This window comes from Amycolatopsis dendrobii (assembly GCF_014145675.1).
Taxonomy (GTDB): domain Bacteria; phylum Actinomycetota; class Actinomycetes; order Mycobacteriales; family Pseudonocardiaceae; genus Amycolatopsis; species Amycolatopsis dendrobii.
In genome coordinates, this window is record NZ_JACGZW010000005.1 from 221,654 (window position 1) to 245,482 (window position 23,829).

Consider the following 23,829-nt stretch of genomic DNA (forward strand, 5'->3'; position numbering starts at 1 on the left):
CGGCCTCCTGCCGGGTCGGCGGTCCGCCTCCACTGTCCTCCCGCGACGGCGCGCGCAAAACAAGCGGACATAAGATTGTTACCTTGTGCACCATTCGGTGCAGGGCCGCGATCCTGCTCGGATTGCCGTTGCCGCACAACGGTATTCGCGAGTTATGTCCGGCATCGCCGGTTTCCCGCGCCGGACTACCAGGTCGCGCGGAGTATCCTGGTCACGTCGGCCGCCGCGACCTCCCGCGGGGTGTTCGCCAGCACCCCGTCCGCCAGCGTGTCGGCGACCAGGTCGGGCAGATCTCCCTCGCCGATGCCGAATTCGCGCAGCCGTCCGGCCAGTTCGACCTCCGCGACCAGGCGTTGCACCGCCGCGATCGCCGCGTCGGCGTTGTGCGCAACCGATTTCCGGGCATCCGCGACGCCCAGCGGTTCCGCCAGCCGCGCCAAGCGCTCTTCCCGCACCGCGCGGTTGAACCGCAGGCATTCGGTGAGCACCAAAGCCAACGCCTGGCCGTGCGGCAGGTCGAACCGGCCGCCGAGCGAGTGCCCGATGCCGTGCACCACGCCGAGTCCGGTCGTCCGCATGGCCTGGCCGGCGGTGTGCGCGGCGAGCATCAGATTCGCCCGCGCCGCCAGGTCTTCGCCGGCGGAGACCGCGCGACGCAGGTTCTCCGCCACCAGCCGGACAGCTTGCAGGTCCAGACCATCCGCCCAGGCATTGGGCCGGGCGGAGAGAAAGGACTCCACGGCGTGGGTCAGGCAGTCGATTCCGGCGGCCGCGGTCGCGCGCGGCGGCAGGCTCAGGGTGAGCGCCGGGTCCAGAAGTGCGTACCGGGCAAGGCAAGCCGGACCGCCGAGGTAACACTTGCGCTGCTGCCGGGGGTCGGTGATGACGCCGAGGTCGTTGCACTCCGAACCGGTGCCGGACGTGGTCGGGATCGCGACGATCGGCAACGCGGGCGCCAGGTCCGCCGAAGCTTCGGTGCTCCAGGTCAGTTCGGCGGCCGGACGGTCGTTGACGGCGGCCAGCGCGATCGCCTTCGCCGCGTCCAAAGCGGACCCGCCGCCCAGCGAGATCACCGCTCGCGCCTCGGCGGCGCGCACGAACGCACCGCCCGCGTCGACGTCGTCGGTGGTCGGATTCGGGTGCACGTCGGAGAAAACCTCGACTGCCACCCCGTCTTGCCGCAGCAACTGGACCGCCTGCTCCGGCAACGGGGTAGCAACGAGCCCGCGATCACTGACCAGCACGATCTTCCGCGCGCCGATCGTCCGGACCACCCGGGGCAACTGCCCGACGGCGCCGGCGGAGAACGTGGCGGCCGGGTACGGGCCGATCTCGACCGCCGGGAGCTGAGTCTCTGTCATGGCTTCCTCCCGAGCCGTTCCTCGTCGACCTCGACGCCCAGCCCCGGCGCGGACGGCACGTGCAGCAGGCCGTCCGCGTCGATGTCCAGCGGGGCGGAAAGCAGGAAATCGCGCCGCTGCGGCGTCCACACCGGCGGGTCGTAAGGGAATTCGAGGTACGGTCCCCCGCCGACGCCCGCGGTCACGTGCAGGTTCGCGAGCAACCCGAGGCCGTTGGACCAGGTGTGCGGCGTGAAGAGCCGGTTGCGGGCCAGCACCAGCTCGGCGAGCGTGCGGGCGCGCAGCATTCCGGCGGCGAGCGCGACGTCCGGCTGGTAAACGTCGAGGACGTCGGACTCGGCCAAGTCCAGCAGCTCGCTGAAGGTCCGGACCATTTCTCCCCCGGCGACGCGCACCCCGGCGTCCCGCACCGCGCGCAGGCCGGGCCGGTCGTCCAGCGGCAGCGGTTCCTCGAGCCAGAACACGTCCAGTTCGCGCAGCGCCGCCGCGAATCGCCGGACCGCCGCCGGGTCGAGCGAAGGCCGCACGTCGCCGGGCATCCGCCAGGCCTGGTTCAGGTCGGCCATCAGCGTCATCTCCGGCCCGACCGCCTCCCGGACCGCCCGCATGGTGGCGATCCCGCCCGCGAAATCCTCCGCGGCGAGCCGGATCTTCGCTGCCTGGAAACCCTGTTCTCGGACCCCCGCCAGCACCTCGGCCCGCTGTTCAGCAGGCAGGATCCGGCCGGTCGACGCGTACGCCGGGATCGCGTCCGCCGCGCCGCCGAACAGTGTCGCGACCGGGACGCCGAGCACCTTCCCGATGACGTCCCACAGCGCGATCTCCAGCGGCCAGTAGCGCCCGGCGTGGAACGCGATGGTCTCCAGCGCGCGGACATGCCGGCTGATCGCCATCGGATCCTGGCCGAGGAACAGCTCCGCGTACGGCTCGAAGCCCGCCATCGTGTCGCCGGAGCCATAGCCGACCACGCCCTCGTCGGTCACCACCTTGACCACCGTCGCGTCGAACCGCGTGCGCGGAACCGGATCCCACGCGGCGTCGAACGGCGGGTCGAGCGGCAGCGTCCCGGGCAGCAGCTGGATGTCGGCGATCTTCACTCCCCGGACGTTAACCGCGGATTGACGCTCGCCCAATCGTTGTTGCACAGTCCTCAACATGGCGAACCAGCGCACCTACGGTTCGGGCCTGGTCCGCGACGTCGACCTGCTCGAAGTCCTCGCCCTGCCGGAAGCGCGCGACGGGCTCGGCGTGTCCCGCGTCGCCGAACTGTCCGGACGGGACAAGGCACAGGTCTCGCGCGCCCTCGCGACGCTCGCCGACGCCGGCCTGGTGTCGCGCGACGAGCACACCCGCACGTACCGGCCGGGCTGGCGGCTGTTCGCCTTGGCCACGCACGCCACCGAAACGCATCTCGCGCACCTCGCCGCGCCCTTTCTGCGCACGATCGTGGCGCGGCTGAACGAAACGACGCATTTGTGCGTCCTGCGCGCCGGGCAGGTGTTCACCCTCCGGAGCGAACTCGCGTCCCACGCTTTCCGCGGACTCGGCTGGGAGGGCGTCGGCGTCGACCCGTTCACGACCTCACCCGGACGGGTGTTATTGAGCGAATGGGACGAGGACACCGTCGGCCACTGGTGGCGGACCTTCTCCGGCGCCGCCGCGCACCCGCTCCCCGACCTCCCCGGCGCCGCCGCGGAACCGCCGTCTATCCCACTCGACCAGCTGACCGGAAAGCTCGCGGGGATCCGGAAACGCGGCTACGAAACCGTGGACGAGGAGTTCGAGCCAGGATTGGTCGGCGTGTCCGCACCGGTGTACGGATTCCGGGGCGACATCGTCGCCGCGGTCAACGTTTCCGCCCCGAAATCGCGCCTCGGCGAGCGGCTTCCCGCCGCGGGCCGGTTCACCCGCACCGTCGCCGACCGGATCTCGGCCGCACTCGGCGCACCGGGATGACGTTCATTTATGCTTCGCCCAAGCTTCTCTTTCCCGGCAGGTGGTCGCCATGTACGAAATCCCGCCCACGGCGGCCATGCAACGCTGGTCGGTCTCGGTCGACGGCTCCCACGCGATCTTCGCCTGCGCGCCGTGGCTCGAGGACCACACCGCGGACCGGGTGCTGCCGCGCCTGTGGCCAGGGCGCGGACTGGGCGTCAGCGACGCCGACGCCGCCGGGTTCGCCGCCGCGATCGCCGAGACGATGAAGGCCCCGAACTACTGGACCGCCAGCCACGCCGCGGCGCGCGCCTGGCAGGACCAGCCGTGGTCCCCCGCCCGCCGCGACCACGACGACGGATTCGTGTACTTCGCCGGACCGTGCGGGGAGCCCGGCGTCGCGGCGGGCTACCGCCCGGCTTACCACTTGCCGCTGGCGCTGCGGGACCTGCGCGGGCTGCGGATCCGGGTGGCGGCTTATCTTCGCGGGGTTCGGGTTTTGAGCTGAGCTCGCAGCCAAGGCGGGCGACGATTCCGGCTCGCGGCCTGCCTGCTCGGGGGGGGCGGGTTCCGAGCGGACCTCGCCATCGAAGCCGCGACACGGGCAGCGAATCCGACGGCGGCCTGCGCGGGCACGGCTTCCCGAGCTGAGCTCGCTGTCGAAGCGGCGACCGATGCGGGCAGCGCATCCAACCCGCCGCCCACCTGCGCAGAGCACGACTCCCGCGCACATTTCGCAGCCGAAACCGCAACCGGCGCTCAAGCCAAGCATAATCCCCGCCCAGCCCGCAGCCGTCCGCGCACTCCGCGCCGAGCCGCCTCCTCCAGCGGGCGGCCCGAACTCCTGCCGTCCGATCAACCCCGCATCGCCTGGGTGGCCCGCCTCCGCTCGTGTCCGAAGCGGACGGCCGCCGCAGGAACTGCGTGTCCGTTTCTCGTATCGTCAGCCCGCGCCGGTCAGCGCAGATACGGCCCCAGCATCGCCCCGGTCAGCCTGCGCGCGGTCGCCGCCGCGTGCTCGGAATCGCCTTCGACCAGGCCGAGCAGCGGGTCCAGTCCCTCGACATGCGGGGCCAGCGCCAGATGCGGCAAGACCAGCAGCAGCAACGACAACACGATCTCGACATCGGTGTCCGCGCGCAGTTGTCCCGCCGCCACCGCCCGTTCGACCAGCGGCCGCAGCACCGCCAGGTAGTGGCTGTTGACCGCCTCGCGCACCGGCGTGCGGGCGACCGGATCGGGCTCGAGGTTGGCCGCCGCGGTCATCGCGCGCTCGAGCGGATGGTCGTAGAAGTACCGCACCCACGCGTCGAGCAGCCGGTCGAGCGCGCCCGCGAAGTCCTTGTCCCACGGGAGCTTCGCGATCTCGGCCTCCATGGCCGCGCGGATCCGCACGCTCGCCAGTTCGGCGAGGTGAACGTACATGTCGGCTTTGTCGGTGAAGTACTGGAACAGGCTGCCCTTCGACACTCCGGCCTCGCGGCAGATCGTGTTGAGGCTGCCGCCGCTGAACCCGCGCGCCGCGAACTCCGCCTCGGCCGCCGCCAGCACCGCCGCCCGCCGCTTCTCCGGCAGCCGCTCCCACGTTCCCGTCGGCACCGCCGACCTCCTCTTCTTGACTCTCCCCGTGCTCCGATCGTACTCTATGACCACCGGTCATATGACCACCGGTCACAAGGAGGAGAGCGCATGTCCGCGAACAGCTTCCGGGTCTGCGTCGTCGGCGCGGGCTCGTCCGGGATCGCCGCCGTCAAGGTGCTCGCCGAACGCGGCGTCGACGTGGACTGCTACGAACTTTCCGACCGGGTCGGCGGGAACTGGGTGTGGGGCAACCGCAACGGGGTCTCCGCCGCCTACCGGTCCCTGCACATCAACACCTCGCGGCAGCGGATGGAGTTCAGCGACTTCCCGATGCCGCGGCATCTGCCCGACTTCGCCCGGCACGACCAGATCGCCGACTACTTCGCGGCCTACCTGGAGCATTTCGGGTTCGGCGACCGCATCCGGTTCGGCACCGGGGTCACGCACGTCGAGCCGAAGCCGGACGGCAGTTTCGCCGTGACACTGTCCACAGGAGACACCGAGCGGTACGACGCGGTGCTCGTCGCGAACGGCCACCACTGGGATCCGCGAATGCCGGAGCCGATGTTCCCCGGCGCCGAAGGATTCCGCGGCGAGATCATGCATTCGCATTCCTACACCGAGGAAGCGCAACTGGCCGGACGGCGCGTCGTGGTGGTCGGCATGGGCAATTCCGCGATGGACATCGCCGTCGACGCCTCGTACCACGCCGCGGAAACGCACCTCTCCGCGCGGCGCGGGGTGCACGTGATCCCGAAATACGTATGGGGCAGGCCGTATGACCAGATCGCCGGGAAGGAATGGCTGCCCTCGGCACTGCGCTGGCCGGTCGCGCGCCGGTTGATGGCCGCCGCGACCGGGCCGATGACGCGCTACGGCCTGCCCGAACCGGACCACAAGTTCGCGCAAGCGCACCCGACGATGTCGAGCCGCATCCTCGACCGGCTCGCACACGGGGCGATCACGCCAGCGCCGAACATCGAGCGCTTCGACGGCGACGACGTCGTCTTCACCGACGGCCGCCGCGTCGCCGCCGACCTGATCGTGTTCTGCACCGGGTACAAGATCAGCTTTCCTTTCTTCGACCCGGATTTCCTCGATCCCTCCGGCGACAACGAAATCCGCCTGTACCGGCGGGTTTTCCACCCTCGCGTGCCCGGACTGTATTTCGTCGGGCTGGTGCAACCGCTCGGCGCGATCATGCCGATCGCGGAACGGCAGGCACTGCTGATCGCCGATCATCTGCAAGGCCGCTACCACCTGCCCGGCGCGGCCGAGATGGAACGCGAAATCGACACGCACCGACGCCGGATCGCGCGGCGTTACGTCGCCTCCAAGCGCCACACCATCCAGGTTGACTACGACGACTACATGCGCGACCTTCGACTCGAACGCCGTCGCGGGACCCGTCGTCCGGCTGGCCGCACTCCCGCCGACCGCCCCGTCGCCAGTGCCGCCGCCCGAGAGGAGATCCGCGCATGAACGTGACTTTCCCTGTCGACGGCGACCAGTGCGCAGCGACGCTTTACTTGCCAGCCAACGAAAACCCGCCGATCATGGTGATGGCGCACGGACTCGGCGCAGTCCGCGAGATGGGCCTCGCCGCCTACGCCGAGCGCTTCACCGCCGCCGGATATGCCTGCCTGGTGTTCGACTACCGGCATTTCGGCGACAGCGACGGCACTCCGCGCCACCTGCTGTCGCCACGGAAACAACTCGCCGACTGGACCGCCGCGATCGCCTGCGCCCGCACGCTCCCCCAGGTCGACGGCGACCGAGTCATCGCCTGGGGCACCTCCTTCGGCGGCGGCCATGTACTCAGCACCGCCGCGACCCGCCCAGCCGGACTCGTCGCCGCGATCGCGCAGTGCCCGTTCACCGACGGCATCGCGTCCGCGCTGGCCATGCACCCCGCCAGCTCAGCCAAGGCGACCGCCGCCGCGGCCCGGGACGTGGTCGGACACTGGCTCGGACGGCCGCCGCACCTGATCGCCACCGCCGGCCCGGAGCGAGGCACCGCGCTGATGACCGCACCGGACGCCGAACCGGGCTATCTCGCGCTGGTGCCGCCGGGCAGCGATTTCCGCAACGAGGTCGCCGCCCGAGTGGTCTTCGACATCCTGCGCTACCGGCCGGGCCGCGGAGTCGGCCGGATCGAGGTGCCCACGTTGTTCGCGGTGTGCGAGAAGGATTCCGTCGCCCCGTCCGGGCCGACGCTGCGGTACGCCGCCCGCGCGCCGCGTGGCGAGGTGCGGACTTACCCGGATGGACATTTCGCGATTTACCAAGGGCATCCGTTCGAACGGGTGGTCGCGGACCAGATCGATTTCCTCCGTCGGCACGTCCCGGTGGCGGCATAAAAGACGGACTCGCACGCCGGGGTGCCGCTGGGCGGGACCGGATTCGGGTCCGACAGCACCGACCGTCGCTATCGCGGTGATCCCGGCAGTGCAATCCCGCACGGCCACTAGACCATGCGCGTTAGCGTGCGTTCGGGTGAACTCTTGCCAGAGGCCTAGTTGTCCGTTTTCACCCTTTCAGAGGTGTGGGCGAGTTACTTGCTCATGATCTTATGTTTGCGCAGAGGTGATCATCGAATGTTCTCGCGCCTCTGCCACGGGGGAGGGTGAAGCACGGCGGACAAGGGGGGACTATTTCACCGGCAGCAAGTCCGGCGAACAGTCCTTGCCTCAAATTTGGTTCCCTGCACGGTTTGATCGCGTTTTTATCGCAGGGGACAGTCGAGGACAGCTTGATCGCCGACGAATCAGCTCATGCCGCACCTGAAACCGTGACCGGTATTTCCGTTATTGCTGACGCGTCATCACAAGAAAGGGGAATTCAAGTGAAACGAGTATTCGCCTCGCTTGCGATCGGGCTTATCGCACTTTTTTCGTTCCTGGTCCTGCCTTCCACGGCCTCGGCCGACAGCAGGCTCAGCGCCTCCGAGACGAGCGCCGGACAGTCGATCAGTTCGCGACCGGGTTGCGATCTTGCCTCTCCTCCGCCGCCGCGGTTCATCCGGGTAAAGAACGGAACCTATTACGACAACGCCCAGAGAACCGCCTGCCAGCAGTGTGACGACAACGCCTTGACTTGGGCCCGCCAGGGCTTCAAGACCTATTGCTGGGAGATCGCCGCCACCGCCGCGGAACTGTGGATCGGGCCGGTCATGGCTTCCGCGAAGAACGGCGCGGTCGAGCAGGCCAGCACGAAGATCGCGGCCAAGAAGGACCCGTGGATCATTTTCGACCACTACCCGACCCAGGAGGCATGCGAAGCGGACCGCGCGGCGGGCGTCAACAAACAGCTGTGGACGTGGGAGAGCGCCATCTGCGCCACCAACGACGTCGAATGGGTGTTGTTGATCGACAATCCGAGGGCCCCGGCGAAAGCAGTCTGACCGGGCAGTCCCCGCTCGACTGTGCGGGATCGTCAGGCATGGGTGGCTCGTTCACCCATGCCTGACGATTGCGCGAACGAACACCGCACCGGCCGCGAGAAAGACAAGTGGGGTCACGGCGACACTCGCGGTATTATCGGCTTTGCCGGAGTGACCGTCGGCAGTCGGCGCGTTTCGGCCTCGATTCCGCAGGGGGTTATCGTGGACACCGCGAAATTGCTTGCCGAGTGTGACCACGTACTTGTCGCGTTCGACGGGCCGGTCGCCGGGTTGTCCGCGATGGACTCGCTTGCCGCCCGGTTGCGGATACTGGTCGGCGAAGGACCGTTGCCGCGGAAGGTGAAGCGCACTGACGATCCGTTCGTCGTGCTGGCTTACGCCGCGACCATCGGCCCGTCGACCGAGCGGGCGGTGTACGCCCAGCTGTGCAGGCTCGAAGCCGAGACAGCGGGCGTCGCGCGACCTGCCCCCGGAGTCCTCGACGCCTTTGCTCACCTCGCTGCGGCAGGTACCCACATCACCGTGGTCAGCAGCCTGGCCGCCGAGACGGTCCGAGCGTTCCTGGTGATGCACGGCCTCAGCGAGCAGGTCCGTCGGATCGCCGGACGCGGCGGCCCCGATCGGGCGCATCTCCCGCCCGCCCCGGACCAGATCGCGGCAGCGATGCACGCGGACGCGGTGCCAGCGGAGTCCTGCATGTTCGTCGGCACTGCGCCGGCTGATCTCGACGCTGCCCGCGCAGCCGGTGTCAGCACTTTCCGCTACGCCCTCCCCAGCCCGCCTGCCGCCGAACCGCTTGCGGCGCAGCCGCCTGTTTCCTGGTTCGAGGCGCTGACGGAGATCAGCACGGCCCGAGGATCACGCTGGAAAGCGCGCACTTTTGAAGCACAGCGAAGGGCTCCTTGAGGAATCCCCCAAGGAGCCCTTCACCCCCGCCCCCGGCCTACTCCGAGCGCAGCGTGTCCAGCCTGGTCACCTGACGCAGCAGCGGCAACGTCAACGCCGTCACCAGCAGCACCGCCGCAACAGCAGCGCCGGCCAGTCCGGCCAGGACCCCGCCGTCGACCATCATCGGCATCTTCGCCAGCCGCAGGATCGGCGCGGTCAGCCCGAGCCCCGCTCCGACTGCCAGCACCACCCCGACGACCACCGGGACCGCGGTTTGCCACAGGGATCCCCTGGCCAGCACGCCGATCGGGACACCCGCCGCGGACAGGGCCGCGAGGGGGCGGCGGCGTTCGCTGATCTGCTCGATCGACAGCATCAGCAGGCTCATCGCCGCCACTGCCAGCACGAACAGCGACGCGGTCAGCAGCACCGCGCGGAAGCTCGCCAGCATCCGCTCGTCGCGGCCGGCGTAGTCGGACATGAAGTCCGTCTTGCCGACCTCGGCCTTCCACGCCAGCGGGCGCACCGCGGTCGCGACCCGGTCGATCAGCGCGTCGACGCTGCCGGGGCCGGCCACGAACAGTTCCGTGCGCACCACCGGCGGCTTGAGGTCGCCGAACGCGCCCGGCGTGACCAGCAGGCTGCTGGCCGCCGCCTTGGCGGTGTTGCCCGAGGGCACGACCCGGACATTGCCCGGGACTGTCCACACCGGACCCTCGACCTTGTTGCCGTCGCGGTAGCCGGTCAGCCGGTAGTCGCCCTTCGGCGCGGCCTGGGCCGACGAGCCCGCCACATAGAAGATGTCCCCGTCCGCGCAGTCGCCGATGTTGGCTTCGGTCTTGAGTGCCACGCAGTCCCCGACGCTGCCGTAGATCTCCCGGTCCCCGGAGCTGAGCTGCAGGGATTTGGAGCTGTGCACGCCGGTCACCCCGGGCACCCCGGACAGCCGCTGGCGGACTTCCGCCTCGTGCGCGCTCGTCGTGTCCACCCGCACTGGAGCGGCCGCGACCCCGGCCGGCGTCTCGTACCGCTGGGAGTTGCGGCTGGTCATCGACGTGAGCACGCCCTGGATCAGGATCGTCCCGGCGAGCACGACGACCAGGCCGGACACCACCCGGCTGGCGGTGCCGCTGTCAAGCTGCAGCCTGCGCACCGCGAGCTGCCACGACGGCGGACCGCCGCGCAGCCGTTCCACGATCCGTTCCACCAGCCACGGCAGCAACGCCGCGACGCCGACGAGCAGGAACACGCTGCCCACCGCGAGCGCCAGCGCCGCGGCCTGGTCCCCCGACCCCGGCGAGAAAACGAGCGTCCCGAGCAGGAACACCACGCCGATGGCGGTGATCGTCCAGCGCCACCACATCCGCCGCCGCACCGGTTTGCCCTGCCGGACCACGCCGAGCGGTTCGACGATCGTCCGGCGCAGCCCGAACAGCGCCGAGCCGACCGCGAGGCCGGGCACGAGCAGCGCGATCACCAGCAGCGCCACCCACGACGGCGTGAAGTCGTCCGGGAACACGCGGAGGCCGAACGGCAGCCAGTCCCCGATGAACGGCCGCAGCGCGTAGAACAGCGCGCCGCCCGCCACGAGCCCGATCACCGCGCCCACCAGCGATTCCGCCGCCGCCACCCGTTTGATCTGCCGGGCGTCCACCCCGATCAGCCGCAGCGCGGCGAGCCGCCGTTCGCGTTGCGCCGCGCCCATTCGCGACGCGGTGGTCACGAAGATCAGCAACGGCAGCAGCAGCACCGCGGCGATCGGCGCGACGACCATCCACATGATCGCCGACAGCGTGAACCCTTCGGCGGGTTTGCCGTAGGAGTACACGCTGCTCGCGCTCTCCCCTTCGGCCTTGATCTCCGCGGCGGTCGACCCGTAGTACGCCGTCAGGTCGGCCGCGTCGCTGACGCCCTGCTCCGCGATCTGGCCGACCACGTTGCCGGGCAGCCGCGCCTTGAGCGAGGCGCCCTCGGCCGAGTTCAGCTTCTCCGCCAGCGCGGGCGAAACGATCACCTCGCCCGGAGCGGGCAGCCGGGAAAGCCCCGGCGGCACCGGCGAGTTCTCCCCGGTCGCCGCGACCGCGGTCAGCTGGAGGAAGTCCTCGCCGACCGACGGGTACCAGCGGTAGGTCGCCAGCGGCGCGATCCCCTCGCGCGGCGAGGTGTCCTGCTTGATCGCCGCCGCCCGGTCCGCCCGGGCGTCCACGAGGTGGCTCACCGAGGCAGCGGGCAGGAGCACGGCGACCGCGAGCGCGATCCCGAACGCGGTCATCGCGAGCCGCAGGAGCGCCGAGCCGGACATCCGGCCGCCCCCGACGGCCAGCCGGAGTCCCAGCAGCAGATCCCGCATCATGCGACCAGCTCCCGGTCGACCGTGCGCCCGTCCCTGACCACGATCTCGCGGTCGGAGTACGCCGCGACCCGCGGTTCGTGGGTCACCAGCACCACCGCGGCGTGCGTTTCCCGCGCCGCCTGGGTGAGCATCTGCATGACCTTCTCGCCGTTGAGCGAATCGAGCGCGCCGGTCGGCTCGTCGGCGAAGACGACCTTCGGCCCGGTCACCAGCGCCCGCGCCACCGCGACCCGCTGCGCCTGCCCGCCGGACACGTCGCCGGGACGGCGTTTCGCCAGGTTGTCGACCTCGAGCCGGGCGAGCCATTCCTTCGCCTTGGCCTCGGCCGGCCCCCGCTTCGCCCCGGTCAGCCGCAGCGGAAGCGCCACGTTTTCCAGGCAGGTCAGCTCGGGAACGAGCTGGCCGAACTGGAACACGAAGCCGAATTCGGTGCGCCGCAACGCGCTCCGGCCCTTGTCGTCCATCGCGACGAGGTCCTGGCCGCCGTAGCGGATGGTCCCCGAATCCGGCCGGACGATCCCGGCGAGACAGTGCAGCAGCGTCGATTTCCCCGAACCGGACGCGCCCATGATCGCGAGCACTTCCCCCGCCGAGACGGCCAGCGCCGCCCCGTCGAGCGCCCGCGTCTGGCCGAACGATTTGTGCAGCGCGTTGCCCGCGAGCAACGCAGTTCCCGGCCTGGTCATCAGCGCACCGCCTTCTCGAGTTCGCCGAGCCGGGCCGCGGTGAGCTCGAGCCACCGCAGATCCGCCTCGAGGTGGAAGAGCGCGTGGTCGCAGATCAGCTGATCGGCGAGGTCGCCCTCGTACTTCCGTTTCGTGAGCGAGCGCATCACCTTGAGGTGCTCGCTGCGCTGGACGTCGAGCACATCGGTGGCGTCGCGGCCGGACAGCAGCGCCAGGACCACCTTCGTGTACAGCGTGTTCTGCAGGTACGGCTCCGGGCTTTCCGGAGTGCTCAGCCACTGCTCGACGTCGGTGATCCCGGCGTCGGTGATCGTGTAGCGCTTCCGCTCCGGCCCGTCGCCGCTCTCGACCCCCGCGACCTCGACCATGCCGTTGCGCAGCAGGCGCGACAGCGTCGAGTAGACCTGGCCGTACGCGAGCGGGCGGTCTTGCCCGAACTGCTCGTCGTACGCCCGTTTCAGGTCGTACCCGTGTCTCGGACCCGACTCGAGCAACCCGAGCAAGGTATGTGAAACCGACATTCCCCTGTTCCTCCCTTGACCCCGGAATCCCGGGGGTGAAGATCACTATACAACACAGGTATACGCGCCGTGTATACCACCGCAGAATAGTGCGTTTTGGCTGGTCAGGGGTGTCGTGAGCGGGGATCGCGGAAAGAGTCGCGATCCCCGCTCACGGGACCCGCACCGGGGCACATCCGGTGGGTCAGGGCTCGCTGCCGCGGGCGGCACGGCATGGCGTGGCGGCATGGCGAGGCGGCATGGCGAGGCGGGCGGCGGCACGGCATGCGAGGCGGGCGGCGGGTGAACCTTGCTGCGGCTGGCGAGGGGGGGGTCGTGAGTGGTTATGCCGGTTCTAACCGGCATAACCACTCACGAGGCGTGCACCGGCGCACGGGCCGGGACAGCGCGGATGCCATGGCGCGGCGGACGGCAGGGACGGAGAGCAGTCGCGGAAGGCAGGCGCGGGCGGTAGGCGGGAGATGTTCCGAGGGCGGGTCGGCAGGCGGGGATGCCGCGAGGGCAGGCCAGCAGACGGGAGATGTTCCGAGGGGCAGGCCAGCAGACGGGACACGTTCCGAGAGCAGGCCAGCAGGCGGGGATGCCGCGAGGGCAGGTCGGCCGGGCCTCGTGAGCGGCGATGCCGGTTCCCGCCGGCTGGCGAGCCTCAGGACATCGCCGCTCACGAGGGCGCTACTTCCGCTCGCCGAGGTCCGCCCGGAGCCGGGTCAGCAGGTCCGCGGACGCCTTCGCGCGGTCCGGCTCCCGGCCCGCGATGGTGTGCGCGAGGATGTCGGTGACGATCGAGGCGGTCAGGGTTTCGCCGGTGAACTTCGTCGGGGAATCCGGAGCCGGCAGCACGACGCGGACCCGCGATTCGAGGTCCGCGGACAGCTGGCTCGTCACGAGCACTACCGCCGCGCCGACCTCCTCCGCGTAGCGCAGGATCAGCTCGACGTCGCGGTTCTGCCGGGCCGGGACGTACACCAGCACCGCGTCGTCGGCGCTCAACGGGAGCAACGCGTCCGCGAGCCGGAACCCGGTGTCGTCGCAGTGCCGGGTGACCAGGCCGCGGCGCGCGAGGCGGAACGCGGCGTACTCGGCGCAGACCGACGAGAGCCCGAGCCCCCAGGTGAACACCATCCGCGCGTCGAGCAGCAGTCGCGCCGCCTCCTCGACCGCTTCCGGCGCGAGCTGGCGCTGCATTTCCTGAAGCCGCTCGGCACTGTCGGCCATCACCCGGTCGATCTGGCGCGAACCGGTCGAGCCGAGGTTCTCCATCGCCGCGCTCAGCCGGACGGTCGGCTCGGTGCGTGCGGTGAACGTCTGGCCGAGGTGGCGCTTCAGCTCCGGCAGCCCCGAATACCCGAGCGCCTTCGCGGTGCGGACCACGGTCGCGTCGCTGGTCCCGGCCGCCGCACCGAGGTCGCCCGCGGACGAGAACAGCACCTCGTTCGGATTGGCCAGCATGAACCGGGCGACCTGGCGTTCCGCGGGCTTGAGGTCGTCGAGCCGGGCGCGGACGTGGTCGTCGAAATGGTCGCCGCCGAGATAAGTAGTGGACATGACACCCTTGACTGGACGTAGTGGCTACTACAAGATGCCGGAGGGTTCTCCGTTGGTAGTGAACCCTACCCCGCCGGCTCGACGAGGAGCGCTCATGAGCACAGATCAGCCCTTGGTACGGCTGCGCGGCGTCGGCAAGTCGTTCGGCTCGGCCCGGGTGCTGACCGGGATCGACCTCGACGTCCGGCGCGGCGAAGTCGTCGTGGTCATCGGCCCGTCCGGGTCCGGGAAATCGACGCTGTGCCGCTGCGTCAACCGGCTGGAGACCGCGGACGAGGGCTCGATCGAGATCGAGGGCCGCCCGCTGCCCGCCGAGGGCGCGGACCTCGCCCGGCTGCGCGCCGACGTCGGCATGGTCTTCCAGTCCTTCAACCTCTTCGCGCACAAAACCGTGCGGGACAACGTGATGCTCGGCCCGGTCCGCGTGCGCGGGCTCAGCCGCGCCGACGCGCGGAAACGCGCCGACGAACTGCTGGAGCGGGTGGGCGTCGGCGCGCACGGCGACAAGTACCCGGCGCAGCTGTCCGGCGGTCAGCAGCAGCGGGTCGCGATCGCCCGCGCGCTGGCGATGGAACCGCGTGTGCTGCTGTTCGACGAACCGACCAGCGCGCTCGACCCCGAAATGATCCACGAGGTGCTCGACGTGATGACCGCGCTCGCCGCCGACGGCATGACCATGATCGTGGTGACCCACGAGATGGGCTTCGCCCGCAAGGCTGCCGACCGCGTCGTGTTCATGGCCGACGGCCGGATCGCCGAATCCGCCGCACCGGACGTCTTCTTCGGCTCGCCGCGGACCGAACGCGCCCGCGATTTCCTCGCCCGCGTGCTCAGCCACTGAGCCTGGAGGCCTTCATGTCCGCTCTCCTCTCCCGCCGGACCGCGCTGCTCGCCGCCGGCACGGTTCCGCTGCTCGCCTCTTGCAGCGGCGGGACCACCCGAACCGCGGGCAATCCCGCGTACGCCACGCTCGACCAGTCCGACGCCGTCGCACGCGGTCCGGTCGGCGCCGACCTGCCGGAAACGCCTACGCTGCGCCGGATCCGCGGCCAAGGCGTGCTGCGGCAATCCGGTTCGGTGACCACGCCCGGGTTCGGCATGATGAACCCGGCGACCGGCAAGATCACCGGCTTCGACATCGGGATCGCCCAGTTGCTGGCCAAGTATCTGCTCGGCACGCCCGAGGTGGACACCATCACCGGCGGCGCCGACACGCGCGAAGCGATCCTGCAGAACCGATCCGTCGATGTCGCCGTCTGTACTTACACGATCAGCAAAAGCCGGGCGCGGCTCGTTTCCTTCGCCGGGCCGTATTACGTCGCGCGCTCCGGCGTCGTCGTCGGCGCGGACGGTCCGCAGATCACTGCCGTGCGCGATCTCGCCGGGAAAGACGTCGCGGTGCAGCCGGGCGCGGCGCAGGAAGCGCTGAGGAAGGCGTGTCCGCAGGCACGCGCGGTGGTGTTCGAGGAATCGAGCCAGTGCGCCGCCGCGGTCCGGCAAGGCCGGGTTCAAGCCTGGTCGGCGAACACCGCGATCCTGCTCGGCAAAGCGGCGGTCGACGCGCGGCTGCGGATGACGCCCGCGACGTACGGCAGCAGCCCGTTCGGCATCGGGCTGCCGAAGGACGATCCGGCGTTCAAGCAGATCGTCGTCGAGTTCCTGCGGCGCATCGCCGCCGACGGGAGCTGGCGGCGGCTGTGGGAGCAGACCGTCGGCCCGCTCGTGTCCGGTCCCGCCCCCGAGCCGCCCGCGCCCGGCTCCGTCCCCGGCTCCTGAAGGGAGACCACCCGTGCTTTCCGGTCACGCCGGGGAAATCCTCGGCGGTTTCACCACCACTTTGCTGCTCACCGCGTGCGCCTTCCCGCTCGCGCTCGTCCTCGGCTGCGTCGTCGCGATCTGCCGGATCAGCCCGGTGCGGCCGCTGCGCGCCGCCGGTCGGCTGTATGTCGACCTCGTCCGCAACTCGCCGTTGCTGCTGATCGCCGTCCTGCTCATCTTCGGGCTGCCCGACGCGGGCGTGCTGATTCCGTTGTTCTGGTGTCTCGTGCTCGCGTTGGGCATCTACTTCGGCGCGTACGTCTGCGAAACCATCCGTTCCGGCATTCGCGCGGTGGATCGCGGGCAGGTCGAGGCGGCCAGGGCGATCGGGCTGCCGTTCCGCCGGGTCGTGCTCGACGTCCTGCTGCCGCAAGCGTTCCGCGCGATGGTGCAGCCGCTCGGCACGATCCTGATCAACACCGCGCTCGGCTCGGCGCTCGGCGCGGCCGTCGGCGTGGACGAACTGACGCTCGAAACCCGTTCCTTCAACCTCGAGACCGCCGAACCGATCCTGGCCTTCGCCGTCGCGGCCTGCGGTTATCTCGTGATCAACCTGGCGGTCAGCGGGGTCGTGCGGCTCGTCGAGCGAAAGGTCCGGGTGCTCCGGTGAACGACGACATCCTCTTCGACGCGCTCGGCCCGAAAGCCAAGGCCCGGCTGCGCACCGTTTCGATCCTGTGCGGACTCGTCCTGCTCGGGCTGCTGACCCTCGTCCTCGTCCGGCTCGGCGCCTCCGGCCAGCTCGACCCGGCCCGCTGGGCGATCCTGGCCGACGGCGCGATGCTGCGGTTCCTCTTGCGGGGCTTGGCGATGACGCTGCTGGCCGGCCTCGTGTCCACCGTGCTGTCGGTCGTGACCGGCGTGCTGCTCGCGCTCGGCCGGTTGAGCCGCAAGCGGTGGCTGAGCTGGCCGTCCGCCGGGACGATCGAGTTCTTCCGCGCGATGCCGCTGCTGCTGATCCTGTTCTTCTTCATGTTCGGGCTGCCGATCCTCGGCGTCCGGGTGCCGATCTTCTGGCAGCTGGTGCTGGCGATCGTCGCGCACGCCGGGGCGATCTTCGCCGAGATCGTGCGCGCCGGGATCCTCGCTGTCGGCCGCGGCCAGAGCGAGGCCGGGCACGCGATCGGCTTGCGGCACTGGGAGGTCATGACGTTCGTCGTGCTCCCGCAAGCGGCCCGCGCGCTCGCGCCCGCGCTGATCAGCCAGACCGTGCGGGTGATCAAGGAGTCCAGCCTCGGCTACGTCGTCGGCATCGCCGAACTGCTCAGCAACGGCAAGGTGCTCGGCGAGTTCAGCGGCGACTTCATCCAGGCCTACGTCGGGGCCGGGCTGCTCTACATCGTCGTCAACATCGCCCTCTCGCGGGTCGCCGAACGGCTCGCGAACCGCAAGAAAACACTCGTCCGGGAGCCTTCGTGACCTCTGCTTTCCCTTCCGCCGCCCCGTCCGGCGCGGGCCTCGACGCCCGACGCGTGCGCGGCTTCCTGCACCGGCTGACCGCCGACGGGATCTCGCTCGACAGCCTGCTCGTCTACCGGTCGGGCAAGCTGGCTTTCGAACACTACTGGTGGCCGTACCGCGCCGACCGTCCACACACGACACATTCGGCGACGAAGTCCTTTGTCGGCACCGCGCTCGGCCTCGCTCTCGACGAGGGCTTGCTGCGGCTGGACGACCGTCTGGTTTCGTTCTTCCCGGAACTCGTGCCGTCCGACGCGTCGGAGCACCTGCGCGCGATCACCGTCGAAGACCTGCTGACCATGCGGACCGGCCACCGCGTCGGCCTGTCCGGCAAGACCTGGCGGCTGCTGAAGACCAGCTGGGTGCGGGAATACCTGCGCACCCCCGTGGACCTTCCGCCGGGCAAGGCGTTCACTTACTCCAGCGCGACGTCGCACATGCTGTCCGCCATCGTCCAGCGGACCTCCGGCCAATCGGTCTTCGATTACCTTCAGCCGCGGCTATTCGAGCCGCTCGGTTTCGCCGGGCACAGCTGGGACACCGACCCCGAAGGCATCTGCTCCGGCGGGAACGGGTTGAGCCTGCGCAGCATCGACTTCCTGAAGTGGGGCGTGCTGCACCTGCACGACGGCCTCTGGCAGGGCGACCGGATCCTGCCCGCCGGATGGGTGCGCGAGGCCACCGCGTGGCACGTTCAGAACGCCGACGCCGGAAGCTGGAACGGTGCCGAGTTCGTCCCCGTTTCCTCCACCGACGCGGACGAGCGCCCCGAGGGTTACGGATACCAGCTGTGGCTCGACGCCGACGGCGGATACCGGGCGTCCGGGATGTTCGGCCAGGACGTCTTCGTACTCCCCCAGCACGACGCGGTAGTCGTCACGACCGGGAGCATCACGCACGGCAAGCACCGGCTGTTGTCCGGTCTGGTGCACGACCTGCTGGTGCCCGCTTTCTCCGGTGCGCCTTCCCCGGCAGCTGATGCTGCGCTGGCCGCCGAACTCACGGTTGCCGCTCCCGCGCTTTCGCCGGCCACCGTTGAGCTGAACGGCCGGCGGTACGAGTGCGAGTCCAATGCGGACGAAATCTCGGCGATCTCGTTCACTGCGGACGACGACGTGCTGGTCGTGACCTTGGAAGACGATCGCGGCCGTCATTCTGTCCGTTGTGGACTGTCCACTTGGGTCGAGTCGGACACGAGTGTGACCACCTGGCAGCTGCACCACTCGTACCAGGCCGAATCGACGCGAGTCCTCGCTGCCGCGCAGTGGCGTTCTCCGGGCGAACTGGTGCTGGATTGGTACTTCGTGGAGTCGCCGTTCCACGACACGGTCACCATCGAGTTCGGCGACGGCCAGTTGCGCTGGCACCGTCGGACGAATGTGAACAGCGGGCCGACCGAGCGTCCGGTGGTCACTGCCAAGCTCGCGTAAGCCGCCGAAGCCGGTCGGCCGCGTCCCACACCGGCAGCCCGCCGCCGGTTCGCTCAGGTGCTCCCGGGCGAACTCCGCCACCGGCCAGTTCGTGCGGCAAGCCGAGATGCCGCGCGCACTGATCCCGCCGCGGCCAAGCCGATCCGATACGAAAAGTCACTTGCTGCCCCTGATCGGACTACTTCGAGGTTTCGCACCCGGCCCAGTGAGGTATCGCTCCAGGCGACGTCACCCCGCAGAGGAGGAACCATGCACGCACAGCGCGGAGATTGGCTGGTCGTGAAGGGAATCCACGTGGACGTGCCGGAGCACCGGGGCCGCATCACGGCCGTGGGCTCGCCGGACGGGGCCCTGCCGTTCACCGTCCGCTGGCTCGGCGCGGACCACGACTCGACGGTGTTCCCGGGTCCGGACGCGATCGTGCTGACCGAGGAGGAGCTGGCGGCTCAGGACGCGCGCGACCGGGAGCGGGTCGAGGGGCTGGGAGCGTTGCAGCAGCACCTCTCGGCCGGCGCGTAACAGTCAGCGCACGCACGGCGATCCAGACCGGGCACATTCCGTCGGTCGAAGGTCGCCTATGTCGTTCTATCTGCGTACCAGGGTCAAGGTCGGCCCGCTGCGGGTGAGCATGTCGCGGGCCGGGCTTGGCGCGTCCGTCGGCGTGCCCGGGTTCCGGGTCGGCGCCGGTCCGCGCGGTGCTTACGTCACGCTCGGCGGCGGTCTGGTCAGCTATCGGGCGACAACTCGCTCGACGGCCCCGAGCGCACCGCCGCTGCTGCCCGCGAGCGACGTCGTCATGGCCGACATCACCGGCGCGACCACCCTCGAAATGGCGGCCGCCGATTCCAGCGAGTTCGTCAGCCAGCTCAACGACGCGGCGCGGTCGATGCGTCGGTGGCCGTGGGTCCTGGTGCTCGCGCTGGCGCTCGCGGGCGCGTCGCCGTGGACGCTGCTGGCCGGGGTCCCGCTCACCGTCTGGGTGTTCCTCAAGGACCGGATCCGACGGACGGTTGTGGTGTTCTACGACGTGCAGGACGCCGGGGAAGCTCGGCGGTTCCAGGGACTGGTCGACGCGTTCGGACCAGTGCGGGAAGCGCGGCGGGCATGGCACGTCGTGGCGTCGGGCGCGTTGTCGACCACCCGTCAGCACAAGGTCAACGCCGGAGCGTCCGCGCTGGTCAAGCGGCATTCGCTGGACCGCGGCATCGGCGGCCCGCCGCATCTGTCCGCGAACATCGCCGTCCCGTCGCTCGCCACGGGCCACCGGGCGGCCTACTTCCTGCCCGACCGGGTCCTGCTGCGCGAAGGCAAGCACTACGCCGACGTCCGCTACGCGGATCTGCGGATCGAGGCGGACGTCCAGCGGTTCATCGAAAGCGGTTCGGTGCCCGGCGATTCCCGGGTCGTCGAGCACACCTGGCAGTACGTGAACGTCAAGGGCGGGCCGGACCGACGGTACAAGAACAACCGGCGGCTCCCCGTCCTCGAATACGGATCGCTGCGGCTTTCCGGGCCGAACGGCTACCGCGCGACCTTCGACTTCTCGACCCCGCGAGCCAGCTCGGCGCTGGCGGGATCGCTGCGGGCGATGACCGCGCCCATCGCGCCGCCGGTGGCAGTGACGCCACCCGAACCCGACCGGATCCAGGTCGCGCCAGCCGCCCCGCTGACCCGGCGGCGGTTGTCAGCGGACGGGCGAATCTCGATCGTCGGCGAAGCGCATTACCAGCCGGCGCTGCGGCGTGCGGCGCGCGGAATGCCCGCGGGCGACCGCTTCGACCAGCATCTCCCGGCCGTCGCGCTCCTCGTGCCGGAACCGCGGAACCCGCACGACCTCCATGCCGTCCGCGTAGCCGCGATCCACCCCGCCGGAACGGAAACAGTCGGCTATCTGTCCCGTTCGGACGCTCGCAGCTACCAGCCCGTTCTGCGCGCGCTCGGCGATGCCGGCTACGCGGGGACCTGCCCGGCGCGGATCACCGGCGGCGGAAACGGCCGCCGCTACGGGATGTACCTGCACCTCGCGGGCCCGGACGCGCTGGAGATCGCCAACCTCGTCACCGAGGCCGATCTCTTGACGCCGGAGCGCACGGTCACCGTCACCAAGGAGGAGAACCACCAGGAAACCTTGCGGCACTACCACTCCGGCCCGCTGCGCACGATCGTCGCCGCCGAGCTCGCACCGTCCACTGTGTCCAGTGGCAAGCACAAGGGTTCCTACGCGATCGAGGTCCGGCTCGACGGCCAGCGCGTCGGCGAATTGACCGCCGCGATGAGCGCTCGCTACCGGCATCTCGTCACCGGCGCCCCGCGCTGCGAAGCGTTCATCACCCACGGCGCGCGCGGATTCCAGCTCGAACTCCGGCTCCCGAAGGCCGATCCCGTCCCGCGGTGACGTTATTTCCCGATCCGGTTCCCGATCCACCGCCCGGCCTCGATCAGCACCAGGCCCGCCGCCGCGCAGCTCACCGCGGTCAGCGTGTACCCGGTATTGCCCGGGTCCAGCTGGAAGATCTCCCGCGTCCACGGCAGCAGGAACATCAGCGCCGAAACCACCGCCATCGTCGCGACCAGTGCGGCCTTCCACCAGGTATACGGCCGCGCGACCACCGCCAGCACCCACAGTGCCAGTGCCATCAGCGTCATCAGCGCCGTGGTGCTCGCCTGGATCTGCGCGGCGTCGGTGGTCGCGTGGCCCGGGTGGACCAGGATGTAGGAGACGAACGACGCGGCCCCGATCACGACCCCGGCCGGGATCGCCATCCGCAGCACCCGGCCGACGAATCCGGGGCGCGCGCGGTCGTTGTTCGGAGCCAGCGAGAGCACGAACGCGGGCAGGCCGATGGTGAACCAGCCGACGATCGTCACGTGCCTCGGCAGGAACGGGTAGGGCATCGCGTCCAGGCCGATCAGCCCGGGCACGCCGACGATCAGCGCCAGCAGCACCGAGTACACGGTTTTGGTGAGGAACAGGTTCGCGACGCGTTCGATGTTGCCGATCACCCGGCGACCCTCGCCGACGACGTGCGGCAGGGTCGCGAAAGCGTTGTCCAGCAAGACGATCTGCGCGACGGACCGGGTGGCCGGGCTGCCCGCGCCCATCGCGACGCCGACGTCCGCGTCCTTCAGCGCGAGCACGTCGTTGACGCCGTCGCCGGTCATCGCGACGGTGTGGCCGCGAGCCTGCAGCGCCGCGACCATCGACCGCTTCTGCGCGGGCGTCGCGCGGCCGAACACGGCGGTCCCTTCGAGCTCGTCGGCCAGCTTGCCGGGCTCTTCGGACAGCGTCCGCGCATCGACCGGAGCCTCGCCGCCGGGCAGGGCCAGCGCGCGGGCCACGCCGCCGACCGACACCGCGTTGTCGCCCGAAATCAGTTTCACCGCAACGCCTTGGGCGGCGAAGTAGTCGAGCGTTTCGCGCGCGTCGCCGCGGATCTTCTGTTCCAGCACGGCCAGCGCCACCGGCGTGACCTTGCCCGGCCCGTCCGGCGCGTCGACCGCGTTCGCGGCCCGGCCGAGCAGCAGCACCCGCAGGCCTTGCGCGCCGATCCGTTCCGCTTCCGCGCGGTCCTCCGATTCGGCGGGCAGCAGCACGTCCGGCGCGCCGAGCACCCAGTCGCCGTGCTCGCCGAAGGCCGCTCCGCTCCACTTCCGCGCCGACGAGAACGGCACCACGGCGGTCGGCGTCCAGTCCGGCGCGTCCGGGCAGCCCTCGGCGATCGCGACCAGGCTGGCGTTCGGCCGCGGGTCGGCGGCGGCGAGCGCGGCCAGCACGGTCTCCGGGGCCTCGCCCGCCTCGTGCAGCCGCCGCAGTTCGGACAGCCGCATCGTGTTCTCGGTGAGCGTGCCGGTCTTGTCCGCGCAGACGACGTCCACGCGCGCCAGGCCCTCGATCGCGGGCAGCTCGTTGACCAGGCACTGCCGCCGCCCCAGCCGGATCACGCCGACCGCGAACGCGACCGACGTCAGCAGGATCAGGCCCTCCGGGACCATCGGGACGAGCGCCGCGACCATCCCGCGCAGCGCGTCGGGCAGCTGCTGCGAACCGGAAAGCTGGTTGTAGATCGACAGCGCGCCCGCCGGGACCAGCAGGTACGTGATGACCTTCAGGATCTTGTCGATCCCGTTCCGCAGCTCCGAATCGACCAGCGTGAACCGGCCCGCCTCCTCGGCCAGCTTCGCCGCGTACGCCTCCGAGCCGACCTTCGTCGCCCGGTACGCGCCGTTCCCGGCCACCACGAAACTGCCGGACATGATCGGGTCGCCCGCGCGCTTCACCACCGGGTCCGACTCGCCGGTGAGCAGCGATTCGTCGACCTCGAGCGCGTCCGCGGACAGCACCTCGCCGTCGACCACCACCTGGTCGCCCGCGCCGACCTCGATCACGTCGTCGGCCACGACCTCCTCCGGGGCCAGCTCGCTGCTGACCCCGTCTCGGCGCACGCGCGGGCGCACCTGTCCGACGATCGCGAGCCGGTCCAGCGTCCGCTTCGCCCGCAGCTCCTGCACGATGCCGACGACGCTGTTCGCCACGATCACCCCGGCGAACAGGCCGTCCAGCAGGTAGCCGGTGGAGAAGATGATGACCGCGAGCACCGCGAAGATCGCGTTGATCCGGGTGAAGACATTCGACCGGACGATCTCCCACGCGCTGCGGCTCGTGCGCGAGGGCACGTCGTTGGTCCGTCCCGCGGCGACCCGCTCGGCCACCTCGGCCGCGGTGAGCCCGCGCGTGCTGTCCTGCGTGAGCAGGCCGTCGTCCCCTGGCATGGGTTCGACCTTACGCAGTTTCCGGGCAAACCCGTCACGCCGCCGCCCCCGGCGGGTCCACCCGTTCGGGTGACTCA

21 protein-coding genes are annotated in these 23,829 nt (G+C 70.3%); 13 read left to right on the forward strand and 8 right to left on the reverse strand.

The genetic code is table 11. From position 1 onward, the window contains the following. Positions 1–185: 185 nt before the first annotated feature. Both H4281_RS16095 and H4281_RS16100 read right to left on the reverse strand, forming a co-directional pair. A complete protein-coding gene (locus tag H4281_RS16095) occupies positions 186–1,361 on the reverse strand; it encodes an iron-containing alcohol dehydrogenase family protein (RefSeq protein WP_182891730.1) in 1,176 nt (391 codons plus the stop codon). Then, positions 1,358–2,458, reverse strand: a complete 1,101-nt coding sequence (locus tag H4281_RS16100) for a mandelate racemase/muconate lactonizing enzyme family protein (protein ID WP_182891731.1) — start codon at positions 2,456–2,458, stop codon at positions 1,358–1,360. Before H4281_RS16100 ends, H4281_RS16095 begins: the two co-directional genes overlap by 4 nt. A 58-nt stretch (positions 2,459–2,516) precedes the next feature. On the opposite strand from H4281_RS16100, the gene H4281_RS16105 reads away from it, so the two are divergent. Continuing rightward, positions 2,517–3,317, forward strand: a complete 801-nt coding sequence (locus tag H4281_RS16105) for an IclR family transcriptional regulator (RefSeq protein WP_182891732.1) — start codon at positions 2,517–2,519, stop codon at positions 3,315–3,317. Between the two features lie 49 nt (positions 3,318–3,366). Next, positions 3,367–3,804: a hypothetical protein gene (locus tag H4281_RS16110; RefSeq protein ID WP_220507299.1), complete on the forward strand. Its 438-nt coding sequence runs from the start codon at positions 3,367–3,369 to the stop codon at positions 3,802–3,804. Between the two features lie 449 nt (positions 3,805–4,253). Here H4281_RS16110 and H4281_RS16115 read toward each other — a convergent pair whose 3' ends face one another. After that, positions 4,254–4,895: a TetR/AcrR family transcriptional regulator gene (locus tag H4281_RS16115; protein ID WP_182891734.1), complete on the reverse strand. Its 642-nt coding sequence runs from the start codon at positions 4,893–4,895 to the stop codon at positions 4,254–4,256. A 90-nt stretch (positions 4,896–4,985) separates the two neighbouring features. Here H4281_RS16115 and H4281_RS16120 point away from each other — a divergent pair, with 90 nt between their 5' ends. The 4 genes from H4281_RS16120 to H4281_RS16135 all read left to right on the forward strand — a co-directional run bounded on the left by H4281_RS16120 (position 4,986) and on the right by H4281_RS16135 (position 9,186). Next, on the forward strand, positions 4,986–6,359 hold the full coding sequence (locus tag H4281_RS16120; protein ID WP_182891735.1) for a flavin-containing monooxygenase: 1,374 nt from the start codon (positions 4,986–4,988) through the stop codon (positions 6,357–6,359). Further along, positions 6,356–7,237 (forward strand): alpha/beta hydrolase, encoded by an 882-nt coding sequence (locus H4281_RS16125; protein ID WP_182891736.1) that lies wholly within the window; start codon positions 6,356–6,358, stop codon positions 7,235–7,237. The genes H4281_RS16120 and H4281_RS16125 overlap by 4 nt, the downstream gene beginning before the upstream one ends. A 353-nt stretch (positions 7,238–7,590) precedes the next feature. Next, complete coding sequence (locus H4281_RS16130; protein WP_182891737.1) at positions 7,591–8,280, forward strand: hypothetical protein; 690 nt, start codon at positions 7,591–7,593, stop codon at positions 8,278–8,280. 57 nt (positions 8,281–8,337) lie between these two features. Continuing rightward, on the forward strand, positions 8,338–9,186 hold the full coding sequence (locus H4281_RS16135; RefSeq protein ID WP_182891738.1) for an HAD family hydrolase: 849 nt from the start codon (positions 8,338–8,340) through the stop codon (positions 9,184–9,186). A gap of 37 nt (positions 9,187–9,223) precedes the next feature. Here H4281_RS16135 and H4281_RS16140 read toward each other — a convergent pair whose 3' ends face one another. The 4 genes from H4281_RS16140 to H4281_RS16155 all read right to left on the reverse strand — a co-directional run bounded on the left by H4281_RS16140 (position 9,224) and on the right by H4281_RS16155 (position 14,273). Continuing rightward, positions 9,224–11,521 carry an FtsX-like permease family protein gene (locus H4281_RS16140; RefSeq protein ID WP_182891739.1) on the reverse strand — a complete coding sequence of 766 codons (2,298 nt, stop codon included), beginning with the start codon at positions 11,519–11,521 and terminating at the stop codon, positions 9,224–9,226. After that, the gene (locus H4281_RS16145; protein WP_182891740.1) at positions 11,518–12,207 is read right to left on the reverse strand and encodes an ABC transporter ATP-binding protein; all 690 of its coding nucleotides are present in this window, start codon (positions 12,205–12,207) and stop codon (positions 11,518–11,520) included. Before H4281_RS16145 ends, H4281_RS16140 begins: the two co-directional genes overlap by 4 nt. Further along, the gene (locus H4281_RS16150; RefSeq protein WP_037813352.1) at positions 12,207–12,728 is read right to left on the reverse strand and encodes a PadR family transcriptional regulator; all 522 of its coding nucleotides are present in this window, start codon (positions 12,726–12,728) and stop codon (positions 12,207–12,209) included. The genes H4281_RS16145 and H4281_RS16150 overlap by 1 nt, the downstream gene beginning before the upstream one ends. A 672-nt stretch (positions 12,729–13,400) precedes the next feature. Then, positions 13,401–14,273, reverse strand: a complete 873-nt coding sequence (locus H4281_RS16155) for a MurR/RpiR family transcriptional regulator (protein ID WP_182891741.1) — start codon at positions 14,271–14,273, stop codon at positions 13,401–13,403. Between the two features lie 94 nt (positions 14,274–14,367). Between H4281_RS16155 and H4281_RS16160 the strand changes: the two genes are divergently transcribed. The 7 genes from H4281_RS16160 (at position 14,368) to H4281_RS16190 (ending at position 21,377) form a co-directional block, all read left to right on the forward strand. Next, a complete protein-coding gene (locus H4281_RS16160) occupies positions 14,368–15,114 on the forward strand; it encodes an amino acid ABC transporter ATP-binding protein (protein WP_281390390.1) in 747 nt (248 codons plus the stop codon). Positions 15,115–15,128: 14 nt separating this feature from the next. Further along, on the forward strand, positions 15,129–16,049 hold the full coding sequence (locus H4281_RS16165; RefSeq protein ID WP_182891742.1) for a transporter substrate-binding domain-containing protein: 921 nt from the start codon (positions 15,129–15,131) through the stop codon (positions 16,047–16,049). 13 nt (positions 16,050–16,062) lie between these two features. Then, positions 16,063–16,701 carry an amino acid ABC transporter permease gene (locus H4281_RS16170; protein ID WP_182891743.1) on the forward strand — a complete coding sequence of 213 codons (639 nt, stop codon included), beginning with the start codon at positions 16,063–16,065 and terminating at the stop codon, positions 16,699–16,701. Then, positions 16,698–17,510 carry an amino acid ABC transporter permease gene (locus H4281_RS16175; protein WP_182891744.1) on the forward strand — a complete coding sequence of 271 codons (813 nt, stop codon included), beginning with the start codon at positions 16,698–16,700 and terminating at the stop codon, positions 17,508–17,510. Before H4281_RS16170 ends, H4281_RS16175 begins: the two co-directional genes overlap by 4 nt. Next, on the forward strand, positions 17,507–18,982 hold the full coding sequence (locus H4281_RS16180; RefSeq protein WP_182891745.1) for a serine hydrolase domain-containing protein: 1,476 nt from the start codon (positions 17,507–17,509) through the stop codon (positions 18,980–18,982). Before H4281_RS16175 ends, H4281_RS16180 begins: the two co-directional genes overlap by 4 nt. A 249-nt stretch (positions 18,983–19,231) precedes the next feature. Further along, positions 19,232–19,501, forward strand: coding sequence for a DUF1918 domain-containing protein (locus H4281_RS16185; RefSeq protein WP_182891746.1), 270 nt, complete (start codon positions 19,232–19,234; stop codon positions 19,499–19,501). Between the two features lie 58 nt (positions 19,502–19,559). After that, a complete protein-coding gene (locus H4281_RS16190) occupies positions 19,560–21,377 on the forward strand; it encodes a DUF4236 domain-containing protein (RefSeq protein WP_182891747.1) in 1,818 nt (605 codons plus the stop codon). Positions 21,378–21,379: 2 nt separating this feature from the next. Here H4281_RS16190 and H4281_RS16195 read toward each other — a convergent pair whose 3' ends face one another. Next, the gene (locus H4281_RS16195) at positions 21,380–23,752 is read right to left on the reverse strand and encodes an HAD-IC family P-type ATPase (protein WP_182891748.1); all 2,373 of its coding nucleotides are present in this window, start codon (positions 23,750–23,752) and stop codon (positions 21,380–21,382) included. Positions 23,753–23,829: the final 77 nt, after the last annotated feature.